The following is a 22114-nucleotide window of genomic DNA, read 5'->3' as shown; positions in this document are numbered from 1 at the left end:
TCCATCTTTAAAAATCGATATTTGAAAATCCGTCATTTCCAAAAAATGAAGACTGATCAACGAGATCATACGTAATTTCCTCATCTGCATCGTGACGCAATTCAATGATATAGTCAAAGTCATCGAGCTTATATTCTGTATGCCTTACAAAAATATCAGGATGTTCAATCACTTTCGTCGCCGGTAGACGCATGAGCTCACGAATGAGTTGCCAATGTCGCTCGTTTGACCGACGCGTCGAAACAATCCCGTCAATAATAAAAACATTATTTTCGCTATATTCATCTTCGATTAATTGACTACGAATCGTCTGTTTAATTAATGTAGAAGAAACAAACAACCAACGCTTGTTTGCACACACGCTTGCAGCTACGATCGATTCCGTTTTCCCCACGCGTGGCATGCCACGAATTCCAATTAACTTATGCCCCTCTTGTTTAAATAGCTCTGCCATAAAATCAACGAGCAAACCTAGCTCGTCTCTAACAAAGCGAAACGTCTTTTTGTCGTCAGCATCGCGCTGAATATAACGCCCGTGCCGAACAGCAAGACGGTCCCGAAGCTTCGGTTCACGTAATTTCGTTACCGTAATATCTTCCATCGTCGCTAAAATGGATTGTAAGCGCTCAATTTGTTCATGACTTTTACATAACAAAAGCATACCTCGCCGCGAATCATCCACACCGTTGATCGTGACGATATTAATGGAAAGCATGCCAAGGAGCGATGCGATATCTCCTAACAACCCCGGGCGATTCATATGTATTTCATACTCTAAATACCATTCTTTTTTCTCCATATACCCCTTCTCCCCTTTACGTTACACGATGCGATCATTTAAGCAACGCTTTGTCGAAACACGCATGTATGTTTATTTTACCATTTGAATGCGAGAATGAAAAGAATGGACGAGGGTTTTTTGTGAACAGATAAACATAGTAAAACAAGCTGGTGGATATCACCAGCTTGCGCTTACATGACTTATTTATTTTGGACAAGTTTAATCATCATGTTTGCAATAGCATGTTGCTCTTGCTCATTTGCGACATGCCACAAATCAGCAAGTACACGCTCTTCTGGGTTTTTCGGATCGACTTGTTTCGCCAAATAATCCCCAATTTGATAAGCAATATCCGAAATGACTTGCTGGTTCATCCCTTGCTCTTGTGCTTGATGAAGACGATCAGCTAAAAAGCTTTTCCATTGTTCAAAATTATCAAGAACAGACATATGCAAACCTCCTTGAAATTCGTTTCAAGAACAGTTTGCCTCACAACATAAAAAATTATGCTTGCTTAACAATACCAACCGCCATTTACAGATAAAATTTGTCCCGTAATATACGATGCATGATCAGAAATTAAAAATGACACAGCTTTTGCAACATCTTCGGGCTTCCCTATTCGCCCGAGTGGAATATCATCAATTAGGGCTTGAATTTCTTCTTCAGTAAACTCTTGAAGCATCGGTGTATCAATGGCCCCTGGAGCGATCGCATTGACTCGTATGCCACTTGGAGCAACTTCTTTTGCTAACGCTTTAACAAATGTATTTTGCGCACCTTTTACCATCGAATATAACACTTCGCAAGACGCACCGGTTAGTCCCCAAATGGATGAAATCACTACAATTTGTCCACGACGTTGTTGAATCATAGAAGGCAACAGTCGTTTTGTCAGTAAAAATGGACTTGTTACATGTAGTTGCACCATTTGTTCTACTTGTTCATTAGTCATGTCCGTCATCAATCCATACGCACTCATTCCACTATTATGAATAAGCACGTCAATAGGATGGAAAATAGAAGACATTAACACATCTACCCCAGAAGGATGAGATAAATCAGCTTGAATCGCATATGTGTCTGTGGATAGTTCTTTCATTACATGTCGAACGGATTGTTCATTTTTGTAGTAATGTAAGTATAAACCATACCCATCTTTAGCGAGCTGCCGAGCAATTTCTTGCCCAATTCCCCCGCTCGCTCCCGTAATTAACGCATATTTCATCTCATTTCACCTTTTCGGAACAACTTGACATACAGTAAACTGTTCGCGAACAAAACATTCGCGAGCGACCGTTTTTAAATCGTCAGATGTTAATGATTGTAACGTTTCTACCACATCGAACAAACTCATATGATCAAACGCATACCGAGTAAACTGATTTGCAATATATTCAAGAGAGTTTAACGAACGTAAAAATGTGCCGATCTTTTTTCTTTTCATTCGTTCGACTTGCTCATCATCAATATCGTCAAACTCCAAAAGAATACGCTGAATTTCTGCCGCTAATTGATCAGGTTGCGATGTATCACCGCCAACTAAGCCGAACCCAAAATCACTTTCTTCCGTATAGTCGACCATAAATGTTTCGTCAATTAATCCTTGTTGATACAATCGCTCATAATGCGGCGAGCTTTTCCCAAATAAATAGTCGAGCAATAAACCGATGGCACATTCATGTTTTAACTTTTCTTTTCCTTTTGTATATACGTTGGTTGCTTTTATACCAACGAAACATTTTGGCGTTTGTACGTTCATTTCAATGACATGTCGTTCACGAGCAACATGAGTCGGCTCCTCATAACGAAATCGCTCGATCTCTGTTGGCGGACGGAACGTTTTTTTCGCTTGATTCGTTCGAATTTGTTCAAGTATAGCGGATGGCTCAATAGGACCTGTAACAAACAATAACATGTTGCTCGGATGATAAAACGTTTCATAACACTCATATAATAAGTCTTTCGTAATGTGTGAAATCGACTCTACCGTTCCTGCAATATCAATTTTTACGGGATGGTGATGATACATGCTTTCGATTGTCCCAAAATACAAACGCCAATCCGGATTGTCATCATACATGCGAATTTCTTGACCGATAATTCCTTTTTCCTTTTCAACCGTTTGTTCTGTAAAATACGGCTCTTGCACGAAATCCAGTAACGTTTCTAAATTTTTTTCTACATTTGTTGTACTAGAAAATAAATAGGCCGTGCGTGTGAAAGACGTAAAAGCATTCGCAGATGCGCCTTGTTTGCTAAACGTTTGAAATACATCGCCATCCTCTTTTTCAAACAATTTATGTTCTAAAAAATGAGCGATGCCATCTGGTACCTTTTTCATCGTTGTTTTTCCGTATGGAGTAAAGTAGTTATCCACCGAACCGTATTTCGTTGTAAACGTCGCATATGTTTTGTTAAATTCTTTTTTTGGCAAAATGTAAACATCTAATCCATTGTTTAACCGTTCATAAAATAATTGTTCCTGTAATTGATCGTGGTGAATGATTTTCATTTTTTCTCACCTTCCTTCTCCGTTAAAAAATAAATCGTATCTAATTCAATTTTTTCCCCCACACGAACGATATCTTCTCGCGTCACTTTTTCAATCCCTTCAAGCCATTGTTGTAACGGACGTTGATTTGTTGCAATGACATTGTGGTAAGACATTTCGATCATCCCTCTAGCTGTATCAATCGTTTCTAATAGTTGATTACGAATGACCGCTTTTGTTTGAACGATTTCTTCATCGCTAAATTGTCCGTTACGCATCGCTTCTGCTTGAGCATGGATGATTTCGAGTGCACGCTCGTATTTGCTTGGGTCAATTCCTGCCATGACCATCATCATTCCTTGGTGACTTTCAATACGTGAAGCTGCGTAGTAAGCTAAACTCGCTTTTTCGCGCACATTAATAAACAATTTTGAATGTGCAAATCCTCCAAATATCCCATTCCATACTTGTAACGCATCATAATCTGGATCATTATATGTCGTGTTCGTTCGATAACCGAGATGAAGCTTCCCTTGTTTCACATCTTGTTTTTCTACAACTTCTTGCACATCTGTTCGTCTTATGATCGTCGGTGTCGCTATTGAACGCGGCGGGCGCACTTCTAACGAAAAACGTTCAGCCACATCATGTTCTACATCCGCTAACATGACATCTCCGACAATGTATAAATCTATTTCATCGTGTTTCAACATGTGCTCATAATGTTCATATAAACGTTTGGCATCAATCGAATCGACATCCTCTAGTTTACCATGAACATCGAGCGCATAAGGTGAACCTTTATACATTTCTTCCATGAGTCGATGTTGGGCATATCGCATTTTATCGTCAAACAACGATTGAATTTTTTGTTTCAATGCTCGTTTCTCCTGTTCAACGATCGCAACAGAAAATCCATCTCCCTCGGTAAACGGACGAAATAGCATATCGCTAAATAACGTCAACGCTTCACGTAATAATGGGGATGTGTCACCTAAAAATTTTTCGTTTGCAATATCCATTCGAATAGTAATAATATGATTTTCTCCTTTTTTCGCTAAATCAACTTGTAACGTAGCACCATATAGTTCGTCTAAATATGTACGTAACGCTTTCATCGACGGATGTCGCTCAGTAGCGTTTTGTAGCACGTATGGAACAAGAGCTCGCATCGTTACATCTCGTTCACATAACGGCGCTTTCATCTTTAATACGAGCGTATTCGTTTTATATTTTTTTGTCGGAATGACATGAAGACGAAGACCGCCTATCGTTTTTACTTCTTCTTGAAACATACAATCACTCCTTTTTATTTTATAGCCTCGACATTTTTTATCGCTCTTATCCGCTAAATAAATCGGATGATAAATATCGTTCTCCTGTATCTGGTGCCATGCAGAGCACACGTGCATCTTCCGGAAGAGTGCGAGCCACTTGAATAGCACAATAAGCTGCCGCTCCAGCTGAAGCTCCGACGAAAATTCCTTCTTCTTTCGCTAATCTTCTTGCCATCATTTGCGCTTCTTCATCTTTGACGAGCAAAATATCATCATACACCGTTCGATTTAAAATGCGAGGAATAAAACCTGGCCCAGTACCAGGAATTTTATGCGGCCCCGGTTGCCCACCCGAAAGGACGGGAGACCCATATGGTTCCACAACATAAATGCGTAAACGAGGAAATTTTTTCTTTAATTCTTCCCCCGTTCCTGTCACTGTCCCGCCAGTTCCTGCCGTAAGTACAAACGCATCAATCCCATCTGGAAATGCTTCTATAATTTCAAGCGCTGTGCTAATTCGATGAGCATCTGGATTTGCTTCATTTTCAAATTGCATGGGGATAAAGCTGTTTGGAATGTTCTCGGCAAGCCGATACGCTTCATCAATCGCCCCTTGCATGCGCAAAGCTGCCGGAGTTAAGTACACTTCTGCGCCATATGCTTTTAATAAATTGATCCGTTCTTTCGTTGCATTATCTGGCATCGTAATGATGCAACGATATCCTTTCGCAGCACATACCATCGCTAATCCGATCCCTGTATTTCCTGATGTCGGCTCAATAATTGTGCTTTCATAAGGCACGATTTTTCCTTCTTTTTCCGCTCGTTCAATCATTCGTCTAGCTGCGCGATCTTTCACGCTTCCACCTGGATTAAACGACTCGAGCTTTATATATACACTTGCTCCCTCTCGAAAAACGACCCGATTGAGCTTTACAATGGGCGTGTTTCCGATCAAATCGATAATCGATTGATACATCATTTTCCCTTCTTTCCATGTAAACTTTTTTTCATTGTACTACATATGAAAATAACAATGGTGTCGAAACGTTTGAAGAAATGAAAAAAATAAGCTAGAATACATGCGTGGGTATTTGATTATATACGGAGGTTGATGACAAGATGAAAAAATGGACTGCTCTTTTATTCACATTTCTCCTCATCATAAGCGGATGTGCACAAGAGCGCTATACAAACATTTCTGTTGATGAAGCCGCACAAATGATACAAAAAGGAGACGTTGTCGTTCTCGATGTTCGCACGGAAGAAGAATACGCTTCTGGTCATATTCCGGGCGCGATGTTACTTCCTTTACAACAACTGCAAGAGCGCATAAATGAATTGAAAAAAGACGAGACATATATCGTTGTTTGTCGTTCAGGTAATCGCTCAGCGCAAGCAAGCGAATTACTAGCGAAAGAAGGGTTTACAAATATATATAATATGACTGGCGGCATGAACGAGTGGAATGGTGATGTTGAAAAATAGGAGGCAGTCCTCCTATTTTTCAAACGAAAACGATATACGTTTTTCTTTTTCATCCCATATGAGCGCGGCGTTAAATGTGTTTTCTCCTTTTTTAAACCCTTTGATGACATTTGTCTTTCCTTCTGTTAACAATTTTTTTATGTTTGTTTGTGAAATGGATTTTCCTAACATCGTTTTTGAAATCGTAAATGAGCACTTTGTTTTTGTATAGTTGACACAACCGTAAAACGAACCTTTATCAATGACCGAGCCCCCACAAAGCTTACAAACCCCAACTTGTTTTCCGATCGTTGTTTTTTTCTTCCGCTGAATCGAAGCAGTATCAAGCCCTTCAAATGACCAGCCGCTTGCCATTTGCACCGCATCTGTTACAATTTTCGCTGCTAATTTTTTGACTTGTTCCATAAAATGTGTCGCTGACGCTTTCCGTTCACCAATTTCACTTAACCGTTGCTCCCATTTCGCTGTCATCTCGGGTGACGCTAAAATATGTGGACCGATTGCTTCAATTAATACTTTTCCTTTATCGGTTGCATATACTTGATTATTTTTTATTTCGATATAGTTTCGCTCCTTTAATGTTGTAATAATGGAGGCGCGCGTCGCTTCCGTGCCGAGTCCTTCTGTTTTTGCTAATACTTTTTCTAGTTGTTCATCGTCTAAAAATTTCCCTGCTGTCTTCATTAACGTAATGAGTTCGCCTTCCGTGTATCGCTTTGGCGGCTGTGTTTTTCCCTCTTTCACATGCACATCATATACCGTTCCTTTTTCTCCGCTTTGTACATTTGGTAAAAGTTGTACATCATCATCTTGTGACATAAGGACGTTCCGCCATCCTGCTTGTATTTGCTTTTTTCCTTTTGAAATGAAACGTGCTCGCCCATCGACGAGAGTGATTATCGTCGTATAGTCAAATACCGCCTCTTCACAATGGGCAGCGATCAATCGTCGAACGATCAGATCGTAAATATTTCGCTCATCATGGCTCAGTTTTTCCAAATCTGGAACTTGTTCAGTCGGAATAATGGCATAGTGATCCGTTACTTTCTTTTCGTTTACATAACGTTTATTATGTAAAATTGAATCATGAGCAAGCGGAAAGTAAGAAGCATACTCTTTCTTTTGCGCAAGCTCCTTTAAAATGTGCGGAAACGTTTCCGCTTCCCCTTTCGTGACATATTGTGAATCCGAACGCGGATACGATACATATCCTTTTTGGTATAGATTTTGTAATATATCCAGTGTTTTTTGTGGTGAATATTTAAATCGCTTGTTGGCTGTTGCTTGTAATGTTGACAAATTAAACAAAAGCGGCGGTAAAAATGTTTTTCGCTCACATGTCACTTCTTCTATCTCTACTTGTTTTCCTCTGCAAAATGCGCTCACCTTTTCGGCGAGCTGCTGATCATATGTTCTTGTTTCATTTTCATGCCACCACTTTCCTTCGTATCGTTTTCCATTCACATCAAACGTAGCAACAACTTCCCAAAACGGCTCGGGACGAAACTGTTCAATTTCTTTTTCTCGTCTCACAATTAATGCAAGCGTCGGCGTTTGTACACGCCCGACGGAAAAAACATCGTTCATCCCTTTTTGTTTCAATAAAATTGTATACACTCTCGATGCGTTCATACCAACAAGCCAATCGGCACACGTCCGCGCATACGCCTCTTCATATAGCGGACGCGTCTCGTTTTCATCTAACAACTGGCGAAACCCTTGTTCGATTGCTTTCGGTGTTAACGATGAAATCCACAGCCGTTTGATCGGTTTTTTGACGCCGCTCATATAAATGATATTTCGAATAATCAATTCTCCTTCTCTCCCTGCATCGCCTGCATGAATAATTTCTGTCACTTCTGGCTGACGGAGCAATTGTTTAATGATAGAAAATTGTTTCGCCTTTTTTCGATCCATTTTATATTGAAAACGATCAGGAATAATCGGCAACGTATCTAGTGTCCACCGCTTCCAGCTTGCTTCATACGTTTCCGGAGAAGCTAACTCAAATAAATGTCCAACTGCCCATGTCATATAAGCACCTTTCGGAAACAGCTCATTCGGTAAAATTTCAATATACCCTTCTCGTTTTTTTGTTTGAAAAATAGATGCAAGCGTCTTTCCTTGATCCGGTTTTTCAGCAATAATCACTTTCATTTTTTCACCCCTTCACGAAAAGAAACCTGCTCAGCTAGCGAGCAGGTTATTTGGCAACTTCTGTATCGTATCTTTTCCATTGTGCACGCATGATAAGCGACTGAATAATTGAAAAACATCCACCAACGACCCAATATAGCGACAAAGCCGAAGGGACAGAACTCGCTCCCATGAAAATCATAACAGGCATAATATATGACATCATTTTCATTTGTGTAGCCACTTCTGCTGTTGTAGCAGTCGGAGATAACCGCATCGAAATAAATGTCGTTAAGCTTGCTAATATCGGCATAATGAAATACGGATCGCGATGACCGAGCTGCATCCATAAAAACGAGTGCAGTTTAATTTCTTCCGTTCGCGAAATTGCGTAATACAGCGCCATAAAAATAGGCATTTGAATAAAAATCGGTAAACAACCGCTCATTGGGTTGACACCGTGTTTTTGATATAGTTGCATCATTTCTTGCTGTAGCTTTCTTTGCGTTTCCATGTCTGTGCCTTTATATTTTTGTTGAAGTTTTTGTATTTCCGGGCGAATGCGCTGCATCGCAATATTGGCACGAAACTGTTTGATGATCAGCGGAAGCAATCCAAAGCGAACAACAATCGTCAATGCAATAATAGCGAGTCCGTAATTTTCTTGAAATGCGTGTCCAAGCATCAGTAATAGCTTTGACATCGGGTAAACAAAATAGTGATCCCATACACCTTGACTATGTTCTGTAATTGGTACATTTCGATTGCATGCACTTAATAAAAATACAAAAAATAAAATAATCCATTTTTTCATTATTTTACTCCTCCTTGTTTGTTATCATAAGCAAACAAGGAGTGTCCTTCCTTCTTCATCACTCGCATACGATCGTTCATCAATCGGAATTTTCCGCTGTTGAAATGTAACAAATCGCACGTGTAACGACATATATCTATACGCATCGCTCGTCTTCACACAGACGTTTACATCGTATGGAACGAATCGTTGAATGGAGATCGGGTAATTTACTTGTCGCGTCACATAGCACGTCATCGCCACAACGAACATACTGAAGAGCGATACATACGTAAATACATCGAATGAAAACTCCATAAACATGACCATTCTCCTTCCCCTATCAATTATAACATGGAGAAGAGAAAATTACATACGAGAACGAAAATGCGCGTTGATTTGTCCTTTTCTCATCGTTTCACGAATTTCTTTCATCATTTCATAACGAATTTCTCGTGTTTGCACTCCTTCCTCGCGTTTGTTTGCGATCTCAACAAGCCATTCAACATCAGCAAAGGAATACTTTCTCGTTCCTTTTGATCGATCAGGAAAAATAAGTTGGCGTTCTTCATAATACCGAATTTGTCTCGGTGACAAACCTGTTAACTCACTAACAATACCAATCGAAATGACTTTTTTATGTTTATACGATTCCATCCTCATCCTCCTCATGTACGTTACATTTCATAACATTAATATACTGTATTTTATGAATATTGAAATGAATTTTGTTATAAAAATTAACAAAATTCATTATTCGTGTTATAAAAAGTAACAAAAATGCTGTTTACAATATAGAGAATAGATATAATGATTATCAAATAAATGACGGAAGGAGGAAAGAACATGGGAACCCTTCTGCAAATAACGATGAAACAAAAACAATTTTATATCGACAAACTGCATGAAGGAGGAGAAATACATCATTGGACATTAGCAGAACTGCGAAAAAAATATGAACAACTTCGAAAGGAGATTGCCAATGGAAAAGAAAGCGATAGATTTAGCGAAACAAATTATTGAGCTTGATCTGCAGCGAGACGCGATATTCGAGCAACTCCTTGCACTTCTTGGCGATCGCGCCTATGAAATATTGCGGCATATGCAAAACAAGTATTAAAGGCTCTTAGCGCTAAGAGCCTTTAATACTCATATACGTACGGTTGCTCTGGCGCATTCACAACGGTGACACTTGGCTTTATGATTACGGGAACAAACCTTTCTCTGTATGTCGTTTCATCAATAATCCCTTCAACTTTTACCCATGTATCGTTTTCCCACTTTGCTGCCTCGTCTGTTTTTACTAATATCCCATAAACGGTTGCATCAGCCACACAACAAGTTAATCCATAACGTGCAACAACGAACTCATTTGCAGCAAAATCACGTTCCCGAAATACAAATCCTGTAATTTCAATTCTTTTCCCAATCATAGCATCGATTTGTTCGTTAATGAAATTTAACGTTGATACGTACTTGTCATCGTTTACAACAACTGTTTGCGCCTCTAACAAATCTTCTTTTAACTGTTCTTGTTTCTCAACTTTTTCCATACCTTCATCTTGCATAATATTTTCAATTTGCTCATCAATATTTTCCATATATCCTTCTGGATCTTCTAAAAACTGTTCGACGATCTGTTTATTTTCTTCACTTATTTCTCTTCCACCTAACTGCACACCACGTTTAGCTGCAAGTGAGCTATCTAGTACATAGTTCGAAAACATAAAACCGATAAGCAAAGGAACAATAAACACTCCATACACTCGTATGCTTTGTCCGACTGTTTTCGGAACATGATGCCCCCCTTCACAATGATGACAACATCTATCCTCTTCCTTTCTCCATATTTGTATACTTCCAAGTAGTAAAAGTGTGAACGTTGCAAAATAAATAAAAGGTAACATTTTAGGGGCGATATAGTTTGTCAAGTTCCCGCTTAATAATAATTTGATAAACAATAAAGCATATCCACACAATAAAACACCTCGAATCATCATCATCCCTCCTCATCCTATGAAGTGAAATATATAGATGCACACATACACAACAGTCGTCACAACACCGATAAATATAACGACAAATATTCGCCGAAAATATGCAAGCATCATTAACGTATTTTTAAAATCAATCATTGGACCATATATTAAAAATGCTAACAGAGACGCTGGAGTAAATGTCGATGTAAACGATGCCGCAACAAACGCATCTGCCTCTGAACAAAGTGACAACACATAAGCAAGCCCCATCATTAAAGCCGGACCAATTATTTCGTGTTGTCCAACTTCAACTAATATTTCACGATTAATCACAACTTGAAAGAAACTAGCGACAAATGCACCAATAATTAAGTAGCGACCAACATCAAAAAACTCATCAATTGCGTGAGTCAACGTTGCTGTTAGCCGACTATTTACATGATGATCATGTGAATGCTTAATCGACTTTAATGGCAAATGATTCTGAAAAATAACATAAACAATTAAACCAATAATCAAAGACGCAACAAATGCAATGCCCATTCTTCCATAAACGATAGACATATTTGACGAAAACGCATAGTACGTAGACGCAAATACAACAGGGTTTAAAATCGGTGCCGTTACCATAATAACTACCCCTACATGAAGCGGCATTCCTTTTGCGATGAGTCGACGAACAACAGGAATAATGGCACATTCACAAATAGGTAGCAGGGCACCAACAACTGCCGCTGGAACAAGTGCAGCTAATGGGCGTTTCGGAATCCACTTTTGTACCATCTGTTCCGAAACGAACGTCTGAATTAATGAAGAAGCAAATACACCTAATAAAATAAACGGAATAGCCTCCAACAAGATACTTAAAAAAATTGTTCCTACTTGTAAAGTAAATGAAGGAACGTTTACTCCCTTAACAAGAACATCCCCAAATAAAAATAAGACCATGATCAATATAAACAATATTAATGAAGCTAAATCCCCTTTTTTATCAACCACTTTCTCCATATCCACCCTCCAAAAAAGAATGATTCTTATTTTCTTTATATGCTTGTCTATCTTTTAACATACAACTTTTTTCTTGTCAAAATAAAATCCCGAATAGATGAACATCCATTCGGGCTACTTCAGCACACGTATTTGTTTGTTTACTGAAATCGTAATTTCGCCTTCGCCAATTTGCTCGCCATCTGCATGGAGAGGAAGAGACATATTGCTGCAAATATGAATATATTTCCCTTGAAACGTATGTACTTCTTTCATCCTTATATGACCACCCCAAAAAACCGTCACAAATAAAGCGAGTAATTTTAGACGGGATATATTATCGACAACAACTACATCAAAATATTGATCATTTGACTGTGCAAATGGAGCAATCTTCATTCCACCGCCATAATACGGATGATTCGCAACAGTGACAAGCCACGCATTCGAAAACGTATATTGTTTTTGATCAACTGTCAATTGCACAACGGTCGGTTTATATATAAACAACTCTTTCAATAAATAAAACACATAAACAAACTTTCCTAAATATAATCTATTCAAAAGATGTTTCCATCTCGAATGATTCACCTTTCGTGAAATATGTGCATCGAATCCACAACCGACACTATTCACAAAAACACCTTGTTTCACACCTTTAAACGTTCCGATATCATACGGTTCGACATGCATATCCTTCACACGTAATAACATTTGACTAAGCGCTTTTCTCCACGTTATCGGGATGTTTATCCCTCGGGCAAAATCATTTCCTGTTCCAGCTGGAATGTATCCGACAGTAACATGATCATACATTTCAACACCGTTCATCACCTCATGGATCGTTCCGTCTCCACCAACTGCAATTAATATAAACGGTTCATGCGTTTGTCCAGCGATTTGTTTCGCTAGCTTCGTTCCGTCTCCTTGTTTTTGTGTAAATACAACATGATAACGAATGTGATGATCTCGAAGTGTTCGTTCGATTTTTTTCCATATTTCTTTACATTTCTCATTTTTCGCTGAAGGATTTACAATAAAATATAGTACCAAACCTTCTCCCCCATTCTCTAACCCTTTCCTTTCATTTTACCATGGCATATACATGTATGACATCAATCTTTTCCCTTGACATACTTTTTAAAGCCTTATACAATTAAAAACAAATTGTTACACCGAACGATTAATAGCAAACTCGTTTCCTAGTTTTGTCTTAGCGTTTTTGACATGGCGACATGGCGAAAACGAAAGGACTGACGCCGAAACGAGTTGAGCTAAAAATACATCGGTATGTTTCACTTCAATCTATATGTGAGGCATGCCGTTTTTTGTTTCTAAAGGGGGATCAACGTGAAAACAAAAGGAGAACTAGAAGATCAAATTAGTCGCGCGCTCACCCAATGGGAAAAAGAATATTTAGGCCGCGGTCCACTCTCTGTGAAAACAGATATTTTACGAAATATGGTCATCGTACAGTTGCGCGGTATTTTAACTCCTGCTGAAAAAGTATTGTGCGAAACAAAAGAAGGGATGTTGTCGATTAAACGCATTCGCGCAGATTTAATCGAGTCAGGTAGCGAGCATCTAAAACAAATGATTTATACATTGACAGGTAAGCAAGTAACAAGCATGCATACAGATATTAGCACAAAAACAGGAGAACGAATGATCGTCTTTTTATTACAAGAACCAATCGATATACAAGGTTGATCTTTTAAAGGCCCATGGCGGTCAGTAAAAGATAAGCCGGAAATATTTTTCGATCGCGTCGAAAAATGTTTCCGGTTTTTTTGTTGAATATAAAAAAAGAAACATAAAGGAGAGGATTAGCATGCAAGAAATGGTGATCAACAATTTAACATCCCCAGCCATTTTATTTTTTATTCTCGGCATTATTGCTGCTCTTGTCAAATCAGATTTAAAATTACCTACCGGGTTAAATGAATCGTTAAGCATCTATTTGTTAATCGCAATCGGAATGAAGGGCGGCATTGAACTTGCAGAACATTCTTTTCATGAACTTATTCGCCCGTTAGTTGGAACGTTGTCACTTGGTGTGATTATTCCAATTATGACGTTTGCGATTTGCCGTCGTCTTGGTATTGATCGCAAAAATGCAACCGGCATTGCAGCGACTTACGGATCCGTTAGCATCGTTACGTTTGGTGCCGCACTTGCTTTTGTTGAACAAGCAAATATGTCATACGAAAGCTATATGAATGCCTTTGTCGTCTTATTAGAGAGCCCTGCAATTATCGTGTCGCTCGTCATATTGAAATTGTTAGAAAATCGCTCATATAAGCAAGAAGTAGTATATCGTTTCTCAGCTACATCTGTATACGGACCGATCATTAAAGAAGGACTATTTGGAAAAAGCGTCTTTTTAATGGTCGGTAGCCTTCTCGTTGGGTTAATCGGCGGCGAACGCGCCCTTACGATTGTTAAACCGTTGTTTATTGATTTATACCCAAGTGTTCTCGTCCTCTTTTTACTAGGGATGGGATTAACAGCAGGAAATCAACTTGCAGCCGTACGTAAATATGGGATCAAACTGCTCGCATTAGGTATTCTTTTACCTCCTGTATACGGGTTTTTAGGAGTGGTGATCGGTTATTATTCAGGGCTATCTTTGGGAGGAACCATTTTACTTAGCGTGCTTGCTGCAAGTGCTTCATATATCGCTGCTCCAGCAGCGATGCGCGCATCCGTTCCTGAAGCAAATCCTGCGATTTATCTTGGCATGGCACTCGGGCTTACATTTCCGTTTAACTTAACGATCGGCATGCCACTATATTATGAAATGGCTAAATGGTTTTATTGAAAAAGCAAGGGGCGTCCCTTGCTTTTCTATTTTTGAATATGTGGTGGTTGTTGTAAATGATTCGTTGCGTGACGAAGGAGAAGAACGAACTGTTCTTCATTTATATCATCTTTCGGAAAAGCGAATTGTTCATGGCGTTCATCATATATAACAATGTGCTCACTTTTTCTTTGAAATATATGATAACGATTTTTACGTTTTTCAAAAGTCACTCGTTTTATTTGATGGAGAGGAATTTCTCGTATATCCCATCGGTCAGCGTACATCAATTTTTTCGTTGTGAGCACAATTTCTCTATTTCGTTTTCTCCAATCGTTTACAACAAAAACAATTCCTAATGCGGTTAACAAAAAGGAAAGAACATATAAAAACACACTTTTTTCTTCAACTGCCACTAGCCAGCGTGAACAAATAAACAACATCAATACAGCATAAGATAACATATTTGTCCAACGAAATGACCACTGTCGTTGGAACAACGTATGTTCGATTTGTTGTTCTTTCTTTAATTGTTCAATAAATTGCTTTTTATGCTCCCCAATTTCATATTGCTGAAAGCGAATAAATGGTACATACGTATATTCAAACATACTTCCTCTATTTTTATGTTGAACATACATTCCAATCCAAGCGATGTATACTTCTTGTTCATCAACAAAAGAAAGGAGATAATAGCGAATTCTTTCACCATACTCATTTTCTATCTCAACATAATCGATGACCTTTATATCGGTCGGAACCACATCATATTCATGAGTCAATACATAAAATAAATGGCTTTTCGCAAAATGAGCTGGGTGATTGAATTCCATCGGAAACAGCTGTTGTTTTCCAATACGTTTCATTTCTTCATATAATAAATCTGCACTTTCAATATTGTTTGCACAAGTAAAAATAACATCATCATTAACAATGATATGATGTCGTAAAGAAGTAACGATCGCGCGTGCTTGAATAGTCGGATCACGAAACGATAACGCCTCTTGTAACAAAGTTGCTATTTGTTCATTGTAATAAAATTCCATCAAACAAAGGCACACATGCATATCGGATCGAACGGATAAATAATTTTCCCTCCAAAATCGAAAGACAAACGTCGGATTATAGTCTGCATCATACTGTTCATACATTTCTTTCGTTTGACAATACTGTCGAACAAGTATGGAAACAATTTTGTCGCGCTGCAAATGACAAGGTACCTCTGCGCGATGCAAATGAAGCAATAACCAGCAAAAAAGATCTGATGGTAAGTGAGCATGATCGCAATCGATAACCTTTTTAATGACCTTCATTCGATGGAGAAGTTGTTCCCATGGAATGGAAAATGTTTGCTGTTTCAACTCGCTATGAACAATATGATATAGCGCATCATCATATTGTTCATCCCCTAACTCGCATATGTAACGAAAAGCCATTTCTTTCGCCGCAGGACTAAAACGTGCAAAATGTTCGAGAATATCAGGAACAAACTGCGCGCTAAAAAAATATAACGAAAACTGAAGTACATAGTAGCTTGGATCATCCCATTCATCAACTGGATCAGGAAACGTTTCTGCCGCATATGCAATCATTTTTCGAATGAACGTAGCTTGAAGTTCTATCTCTTCTTCTGATAATTGTTCAAGCGCACACAAAGCCTCATATCGCTTTTGTGGATCGTCATGTTTTAAATCGCGCATAATTTGCTTTAGTTGTAAGTCAACCGTCGTCAATCTATACACCCCAATGACATCATTTGTTAACCCCTCTATTTTATAATGAGAAATGATTAGCGACAATATAAAGATTATGTTATTGTTAATGATGCGAAATGAAATAAAGAAGGTGTGAACAATGAATCGTTATATCGTCATCGGGGCTGGAATTGTTGGTGCTTCTGTCGCCTTTCACCTAGCAAAAGAAAAAGTGCAGGTGATTTTGATCGATCGTGAAGACCGAGGGCAAGCAACAGATGCGGCAGCAGGAATCATTTGCCCGTGGACGTCACAACGGCGAAATAAAAAGTGGTATGCACTTGCCAAAGGCGGTGCGGCATTTTATCCCCATCTCATTGAACAATTACAAACATACGGTCACCAAACAGGATACAAGCGTGTCGGAGCAATTTGCTTACATCATGATCATAATAAGTTACAAAGCATGGAAGAGCGTTTGTACAACCGGCGTGAAGAAGCACCTGAAATTGGGGAGATTATTCGTCTATCTTCGCAAGACGTAAAAACACGATTTCCTGTATTAAGTGACGAATACGAAGCATTATATGTAAGCGGAGCTGCTCGAGTGGACGGACGTGCATTGCGACGTTCTCTTATTCATGCTGCTATTCAATTAGGGGCAACATATATAAAAGGAAGTGCGACACTTCTACATAAAAATAACCGAGTCATTGGTGCTACAGTGGCAAATAAATGTTACGAAGGGGATGCTGTCATTGTTGCGGCAGGTGTTTGGGCGAAATCGTTACTTTTACCGCTAAGTATCGATTTTCTCATTACCCCACAGCGAGCACAAATCGTCCATCTACAAAACCTTGAGCAACATACTGATCATTGGCCTGTCGTCATGCCACCAAACAACCAATATATACTCGCCTTCCCAAAAGGAAAAATTGTCGTTGGAGCTACACATGAAGATGGTGTTGGCATCGATTGTCGCGTGACTGCTGGTGGAATATATGAAGTGTTACATAAAGCGTTAACCGTCGCCCCCCATCTTGCTGATTGGACTCACGTAGAAACACGTGTCGGCTTCCGACCTCACGCACCGAACTTTTTACCTGTATTCGGTGCCGTCCCACAAATTGAAGGTCTTTATGTTGCAAACGGCCTTGGGGCATCCGGTTTGACTGCAGGACCATACGTTGGCTTCGAACTAGCCAAAATGATTCTCGGGCAATCTACCTCATTACAACGAAGCGACTACGATGTCGCTCAGGCGATTCGATTTCTTTGACGAACGTACTGTTTAATGACATATCCTATTGAAAGCGGAGGTTTTCTTATGAACAAATGGGCATTTGTTTCTGACTTTGACGGAACGATCTCTCATCAAGACTTTTATTGGATCGTTATTGAAAAATATTTTCCTGAAGGTAAACAGTTGTTTCAACAATGGCGTGACGGAAAAATGAAAGATATTGACTTTTTAAGCACCGTCTTTACATCCATTCATCAAGATGAAGAAAAAATTATTGAAGATATTTATCACATTCCGATTGACGAAACGGTTTTACCCTTTATTACACGCATCCAGCAAAATGGGGGCGATTTTTACGTGCTAAGTGCGGGGACGGATTACTATATTCGCCATATTTTAAAAAAATACAATATACATGGCGTAGACATTTTTTCTAATGAAGGGTATTATCACGATAAAAATATTCATATGCGCATCGATCCGAATCATATTCATTATTCAGAACGATACGGCATCGATAAATCAAGTGTCGTTCGCACATTAAAACAAACGTACAAAACGGTTTATTTTATCGGCGATAGTGAACCAGATGTTCATGCAGCGAAAGTCGCAGATGTCACATTTGCAAAAGGCACTTTGCAATCGTTGTTGCGCGAACAACATATTCCTTTTGTTCCTGTGAACACATTTGCGGACGTTGAACGTTATTTACAAGAAAAAGGAGTATTGAAATGAACATCCCCATTCCATCCATTCTTGAAATTGGCGAAGGTGTCATTTGGCGCATCGACGAGCTGATGAAAACGTATCGTTTTTCCAAAGCTGTTATCTTATTTGATGATTTCACTTACCAAACGTACGAGAACGAAATGAAGCGAGCCATTTCATCTGCTTCTGTTCATACTGTTTTCTTACCACCGCAGCTTGATATCGTCGACATTATGAAAAAGGCGTTTGAACTTCCTCACTGTGATGTCATGATGGCGATGGGTGGCGGAGCAGTCATTGACTGCGGTAAATATATGGCGTTTTTACGACAAGTGCCGTTTCTTAGCATACCGACATCTGCGTCAAATGACGGGTTTGCAAGCACAAACTGCTCGTTACTTGTCAATGGTAAAAAAACAACCGTTCCCGCTAAAGTACCATTCGGGATTTTAGCTGATTTACATATTGTTCAACAAGCACCGAATCGTTTTATTTTAGCAGGCGTTGGGGACTTAATGTCCAATATTACGGCGTTGTATGACTGGGAATTTGAACAAAACCATGGAGTCAGTCGGGTAAACGCTTTTGCGGCGATGATCAGTAAAAAAGCAGTCAATAGCTTCATTCGTACGCCGATGCAAAACATTAAGCATCCCATTTTTTTAAAAGAATTAATTAGTTCCTTAACAATGGGCGGCATTTCAACAGTTATTAGTGGAAATAGTGCACCCATTAGCGGATCTGAACATTTAATCTCCCATGCGCTCGATCAAATTAGCGAATCACCGCATATGCATGGCATTCAAGTCGGGATCGCTACGTATATCATGGCACACGTACAACAACATCGGGCGGAACGCATTACAAAAGTGTTTACACGTACCGGATTTTTTGACTACGTTAAAACATTACGTTTAAATAAAAAAGAATATCGAGAAGCGATCGACATCGCACCAACGATCAAGCCAAACCGTTATACGTATATTCATGATGAACAATATCGTAAGCGCGCCATTCAACTTCTTGACGAAGACCCTATTTTACAAGAGATTTTCGTATAACGCACATAATTGATCACGAAACCGCTTACCCTACTGTTGAGGAGGTGGAGCGGTTGAACCAAACGTTAGCTTATTTACGTGAAGCATTAGCAAACTATGCTGACCGACATCACACGATTGCCATTCATTTATATAAAAAACTAATGAGTAAATCATACAAAAACGAGGAACAGTTCGTTCGGGATTTATCACAAAAAGAAGCGGCATTTTTAGATCGCATGCTGCGTCAAGAAATGAAGTATGCAAAAGAAGAACAAGATGTTGTTCGCGTTTATCATTTAAATGAAGTATATGAACAACTCATTTAAGCAAACCATGTCTAGCGCTTACATGGGCGCTAGACATGGTCATTTGTTTTCATCCATAAAATAACAAAACAAATAGTCCATCGTAAACAAATCGTCAGGATAATCGATCCCTACCTCTTCTCCTTCATAAATGAGCGTTTGAATGAAATCATGAAGCGAATCGATATAAAACTCATATAAAAATTCATAACTAAACGGTTCATTCGGCATATGTGAGTTCGCACATACACTCGGTGAGCAGTAATTTACATACGTGCGACACGGAATCGGCCGTACGTCATAAATGAAACATGTGTTTGTTTGTTGATTTAAAAATATACAAGGGATTTGTTCTTCCATGTACATTTTTTTTAAATGTCTTTCTTCTGTAAAATTTAACGTTTCTACTCGCTTTATTTGTTCCGCGTAGTGCTGAGTATACCATTGTATATGCTTATATATGCGTTCTCGCTCGTCATTTGGCAGTTTAGCGATATGAGTCATCATCCATCTTGCTTCTGCACGCGTCGTAATAATGGGAAAATAGCAACAGTGTGTACACCCTTTTGTACAAGTTGGGCGAATATTCACTTTGCGCTCAATTGTATGAATATGTTCATCAACAAGCGAAAGCAATTTTTTAAACGCTTGAAACATAAATTCTTTTCCGTTTTCCCCATCATATCGTTCCAACCATTCATCAACCACATCAACGAACGCTTGTCCATCCGGCATATGCTTGTCGTTAATTTGCTTACAAATCCGAACAATTTGATCATATGTTAAAGCCATCTTTGTTCTCCTTTCAAACTAGCTTCCTTTCAGTTCAATCATACAAACAGAGCATTTATTTGTCGATCTATTTTGCCCAAAACAAAAACCTTCCTTTTTCTTTTCAGAGAAAATAATAGCACTTTGCGTGCAAATGAAAAGAAAGGGTCCCTCTATAAAGTGGCACCCATGTCAAGGACACTATAAAAAAAGAGATTAAGCAGCTAGAAGATGATTCCTATATTGAATAGGGGTCATCTTTTTTAAATTCCACTGATAGCGGTAATTGTTATAGTAAACCATGTAATGATTAATTTTTGACTTCAATTCCTTCAATGTTCTTGCCGATTTATAATCCACTTCATCCTTAAGGTGGCCAAAGAATGATTCTTGAGGGGCATTATCCCAACAGTTGCCTCTTCGTGACATAGACTGGCCCAGGCCATACTCCTTTAAAAGCTTCTGGTAACGTGGGCTTGTATAGTGGCTTCCCTGATCCGAGTGGATAAAAGCCTCTTCATGGAGAGTAATTTTCTTATTGTTCATCAATTGATGGATCGTCTGGGTGGCGATGTCCAAGGTGATGCGATCAGACACATGGTAAGCCAGGATTTCATTGGTGGAGGCGTCTTTTACGGTCGACAAATAAGCCATACAATTTCCGTTATATGGAAGATAAGTGATATCCGTAAGTAGTACTTTCCCGGGGATTCCCTGCTTGAATTCCCTGTTTAATTTGTTCGGGACAACCTGATGCTCCTTCGTTGCTTTAGCGATCTTTTTATAAGAGTTAGGCTTTCGGTGAGGACAGACGATTCCGTATGTCCTCATGATCCTCTGGATCTTTTTACGGCTGAAGATCATATCAAACTCATTCTCCAATATCATTTTGATAGAGCGTGAACCTTTCTTATATCCCCGCCGGTCAAAGGCCTTTAAGATGATTTCCTTCGCTTCAAGGTCCAATTTCTCCCGTGCTTCCCGTACAGAGGAAGCCTTCAGGTAGCTGTAATATCCCGACCGTGAGACATCCAGAAGGTCACAAAAATACCTGGTCATCCCCTTGAATCCATTCTGTTCAATGGTCTCCTGTATCAATTGGTACGCTTTATTCGGATTGAGATTTTCGCTTGCGTTTAGCAGCCTCCTTTCGGTCAATTCTAGCTTTTTTAACAGCTCCACCTGTCCTTCCAACAGTTCAATTCTGGCCCTTTGCCTTTCAATCACTTCGGACTGTGTAAGCTCACGCTTTAAGGGTCTCCCAGAAGCCGTTTTCCTTGAATCTGTAAGCCCTATCAGGCCATTCTTTTCATAGGCTTTTTTCCATCTATGGGCTGACTGTTCCATTCGTTTTATGCCGATAACGTCCACATCAAAGCCGTTTTCCTCAAAGATCTGACGAGGGAATTTGCCAGCTTGGTATTCATCTATAAATCTATTTTTAAAATCGTCAGTATAGGTAATAGACCTTTCGCTGACACGTTGTACATTTGGATTTTTTTGAAGTATGTTTATCTCTTTAGATGAAAAAGTTATTTTACTCATATTGTCCCCTACCCCCATATTCTGAAATTCAAGTATATAAAAATACCTGTAGGTTGAACACTCTTTT

24 protein-coding genes are annotated in these 22114 nt (G+C 39.1%); 8 read left to right on the top strand and 16 right to left on the bottom strand.

The window, feature by feature from the left end; genetic code table 11:
* Positions 1-7: 7 nt before the first annotated feature.
* The 6 genes from AFK25_RS06690 to cysK all read right to left on the bottom strand — a co-directional run bounded on the left by AFK25_RS06690 (position 8) and on the right by cysK (position 5537).
* Positions 8-799, bottom strand: a complete 792-nt coding sequence (locus tag AFK25_RS06690; protein ID WP_009362682.1) for a DUF3388 domain-containing protein — start codon at positions 797-799, stop codon at positions 8-10.
* 182 nt (positions 800-981) lie between these two features.
* Positions 982-1230 carry a DUF3243 domain-containing protein gene (locus AFK25_RS06685; protein WP_009362683.1) on the bottom strand — a complete coding sequence of 83 codons (249 nt, stop codon included), beginning with the start codon at positions 1228-1230 and terminating at the stop codon, positions 982-984.
* Positions 1231-1295: 65 nt separating this feature from the next.
* On the bottom strand, positions 1296-2009 hold the full coding sequence (gene ymfI / locus AFK25_RS06680; RefSeq protein ID WP_009362684.1) for an elongation factor P 5-aminopentanone reductase: 714 nt from the start codon (positions 2007-2009) through the stop codon (positions 1296-1298).
* A 6-nt stretch (positions 2010-2015) separates the two neighbouring features.
* Positions 2016-3296 carry an EF-P 5-aminopentanol modification-associated protein YfmH gene (gene yfmH / locus AFK25_RS06675; protein ID WP_009362685.1) on the bottom strand — a complete coding sequence of 427 codons (1281 nt, stop codon included), beginning with the start codon at positions 3294-3296 and terminating at the stop codon, positions 2016-2018.
* On the bottom strand, positions 3293-4570 hold the full coding sequence (gene yfmF / locus AFK25_RS06670) for an EF-P 5-aminopentanol modification-associated protein YfmF (protein WP_035065261.1): 1278 nt from the start codon (positions 4568-4570) through the stop codon (positions 3293-3295). Before yfmF ends, yfmH begins: the two co-directional genes overlap by 4 nt.
* Positions 4571-4616: 46 nt before the next feature.
* Positions 4617-5537, bottom strand: a complete 921-nt coding sequence (gene cysK, locus AFK25_RS06665; RefSeq protein WP_035065258.1) for a cysteine synthase A — start codon at positions 5535-5537, stop codon at positions 4617-4619.
* A 140-nt stretch (positions 5538-5677) separates the two neighbouring features.
* On the opposite strand from cysK, the gene AFK25_RS06660 reads away from it, so the two are divergent.
* Positions 5678-6043, top strand: a complete 366-nt coding sequence (locus AFK25_RS06660; RefSeq protein ID WP_006323419.1) for a rhodanese-like domain-containing protein — start codon at positions 5678-5680, stop codon at positions 6041-6043.
* A gap of 12 nt (positions 6044-6055) precedes the next feature.
* On the opposite strand, the gene AFK25_RS06655 is transcribed toward AFK25_RS06660, so the two are convergent.
* From AFK25_RS06655 to AFK25_RS06640, 4 genes are read right to left on the bottom strand one after another with little or no spacing between them, the layout of a single operon-like run.
* A complete protein-coding gene (locus tag AFK25_RS06655) occupies positions 6056-8200 on the bottom strand; it encodes a DNA topoisomerase III (RefSeq protein WP_035065255.1) in 2145 nt (714 codons plus the stop codon).
* A gap of 46 nt (positions 8201-8246) precedes the next feature.
* Complete coding sequence (gene yidC / locus AFK25_RS06650; RefSeq protein WP_035065253.1) at positions 8247-8993, bottom strand: membrane protein insertase YidC; 747 nt, start codon at positions 8991-8993, stop codon at positions 8247-8249.
* Between the two features lie 24 nt (positions 8994-9017).
* Entirely contained in the window at positions 9018-9296 is a 279-nt protein-coding gene (locus tag AFK25_RS06645; RefSeq protein WP_020424589.1) for a hypothetical protein, read from the bottom strand.
* Between the two features lie 45 nt (positions 9297-9341).
* On the bottom strand, positions 9342-9629 hold the full coding sequence (locus AFK25_RS06640; protein ID WP_006323413.1) for a MerR family transcriptional regulator: 288 nt from the start codon (positions 9627-9629) through the stop codon (positions 9342-9344).
* Positions 9630-9818: 189 nt separating this feature from the next.
* Here AFK25_RS06640 and AFK25_RS15105 point away from each other — a divergent pair, with 189 nt between their 5' ends.
* Positions 9819-9995 carry a hypothetical protein gene (locus tag AFK25_RS15105; RefSeq protein WP_165569759.1) on the top strand — a complete coding sequence of 59 codons (177 nt, stop codon included), beginning with the start codon at positions 9819-9821 and terminating at the stop codon, positions 9993-9995.
* Between the two features lie 119 nt (positions 9996-10114).
* Here the strand turns inward: AFK25_RS15105 and AFK25_RS06635 are convergent, their stop codons facing one another.
* From AFK25_RS06635 to AFK25_RS06625, 3 genes are all read right to left on the bottom strand, one after another.
* A complete protein-coding gene (locus AFK25_RS06635; RefSeq protein ID WP_100215879.1) occupies positions 10115-10975 on the bottom strand; it encodes a TIGR03943 family putative permease subunit in 861 nt (286 codons plus the stop codon).
* Positions 10976-10981: 6 nt separating this feature from the next.
* Entirely contained in the window at positions 10982-11959 is a 978-nt protein-coding gene (locus tag AFK25_RS06630) for a permease (protein WP_019418261.1), read from the bottom strand.
* A gap of 114 nt (positions 11960-12073) precedes the next feature.
* Positions 12074-12991: a diacylglycerol/lipid kinase family protein gene (locus AFK25_RS06625; protein ID WP_035065250.1), complete on the bottom strand. Its 918-nt coding sequence runs from the start codon at positions 12989-12991 to the stop codon at positions 12074-12076.
* Between the two features lie 297 nt (positions 12992-13288).
* On the opposite strand from AFK25_RS06625, the gene AFK25_RS06620 reads away from it, so the two are divergent.
* Together AFK25_RS06620 and AFK25_RS06615 are read left to right on the top strand one after the other, a co-directional pair.
* Positions 13289-13648 carry a Na-translocating system protein MpsC family protein gene (locus tag AFK25_RS06620; RefSeq protein WP_009362693.1) on the top strand — a complete coding sequence of 120 codons (360 nt, stop codon included), beginning with the start codon at positions 13289-13291 and terminating at the stop codon, positions 13646-13648.
* Positions 13649-13769: 121 nt separating this feature from the next.
* The gene (locus AFK25_RS06615) at positions 13770-14759 is read left to right on the top strand and encodes a sodium-dependent bicarbonate transport family permease (RefSeq protein ID WP_009362694.1); all 990 of its coding nucleotides are present in this window, start codon (positions 13770-13772) and stop codon (positions 14757-14759) included.
* A 26-nt stretch (positions 14760-14785) separates the two neighbouring features.
* On the opposite strand, the gene AFK25_RS06610 is transcribed toward AFK25_RS06615, so the two are convergent.
* The gene (locus AFK25_RS06610) at positions 14786-16480 is read right to left on the bottom strand and encodes a hypothetical protein (RefSeq protein ID WP_238148409.1); all 1695 of its coding nucleotides are present in this window, start codon (positions 16478-16480) and stop codon (positions 14786-14788) included.
* 112 nt (positions 16481-16592) lie between these two features.
* Between AFK25_RS06610 and AFK25_RS06605 the strand changes: the two genes are divergently transcribed.
* From AFK25_RS06605 to AFK25_RS06590, 4 genes are read left to right on the top strand one after another with little or no spacing between them, the layout of a single operon-like run.
* Complete coding sequence (locus AFK25_RS06605) at positions 16593-17711, top strand: NAD(P)/FAD-dependent oxidoreductase (protein ID WP_035065246.1); 1119 nt, start codon at positions 16593-16595, stop codon at positions 17709-17711.
* 48 nt (positions 17712-17759) lie between these two features.
* Complete coding sequence (locus AFK25_RS06600; RefSeq protein ID WP_009362697.1) at positions 17760-18410, top strand: MtnX-like HAD-IB family phosphatase; 651 nt, start codon at positions 17760-17762, stop codon at positions 18408-18410.
* Positions 18407-19444, top strand: coding sequence for an iron-containing alcohol dehydrogenase family protein (locus AFK25_RS06595; protein WP_019418256.1), 1038 nt, complete (start codon positions 18407-18409; stop codon positions 19442-19444). Before AFK25_RS06600 ends, AFK25_RS06595 begins: the two co-directional genes overlap by 4 nt.
* Positions 19445-19488: 44 nt before the next feature.
* Positions 19489-19752 (top strand): sigma-G-dependent sporulation-specific acid-soluble spore protein CsgA, encoded by a 264-nt coding sequence (locus AFK25_RS06590; RefSeq protein ID WP_370628347.1) that lies wholly within the window; start codon positions 19489-19491, stop codon positions 19750-19752.
* A 39-nt stretch (positions 19753-19791) separates the two neighbouring features.
* Here AFK25_RS06590 and AFK25_RS06585 read toward each other — a convergent pair whose 3' ends face one another.
* Both AFK25_RS06585 and AFK25_RS06580 read right to left on the bottom strand, forming a co-directional pair.
* Positions 19792-20523: a YkgJ family cysteine cluster protein gene (locus AFK25_RS06585; protein WP_035065243.1), complete on the bottom strand. Its 732-nt coding sequence runs from the start codon at positions 20521-20523 to the stop codon at positions 19792-19794.
* 195 nt (positions 20524-20718) lie between these two features.
* Positions 20719-22047 carry an IS3 family transposase gene (locus tag AFK25_RS06580; RefSeq protein ID WP_049720875.1) on the bottom strand — a complete coding sequence of 443 codons (1329 nt, stop codon included), beginning with the start codon at positions 22045-22047 and terminating at the stop codon, positions 20719-20721.
* Positions 22048-22114: the final 67 nt, after the last annotated feature.

This window comes from Anoxybacillus gonensis (assembly GCF_001187595.1).
GTDB classification, from domain to species: domain Bacteria; phylum Bacillota; class Bacilli; order Bacillales; family Anoxybacillaceae; genus Anoxybacillus; species Anoxybacillus gonensis.
Note: the sequence above shows the minus strand (reverse complement) of the source record. Positions and strands in the feature narration are given on the sequence as shown.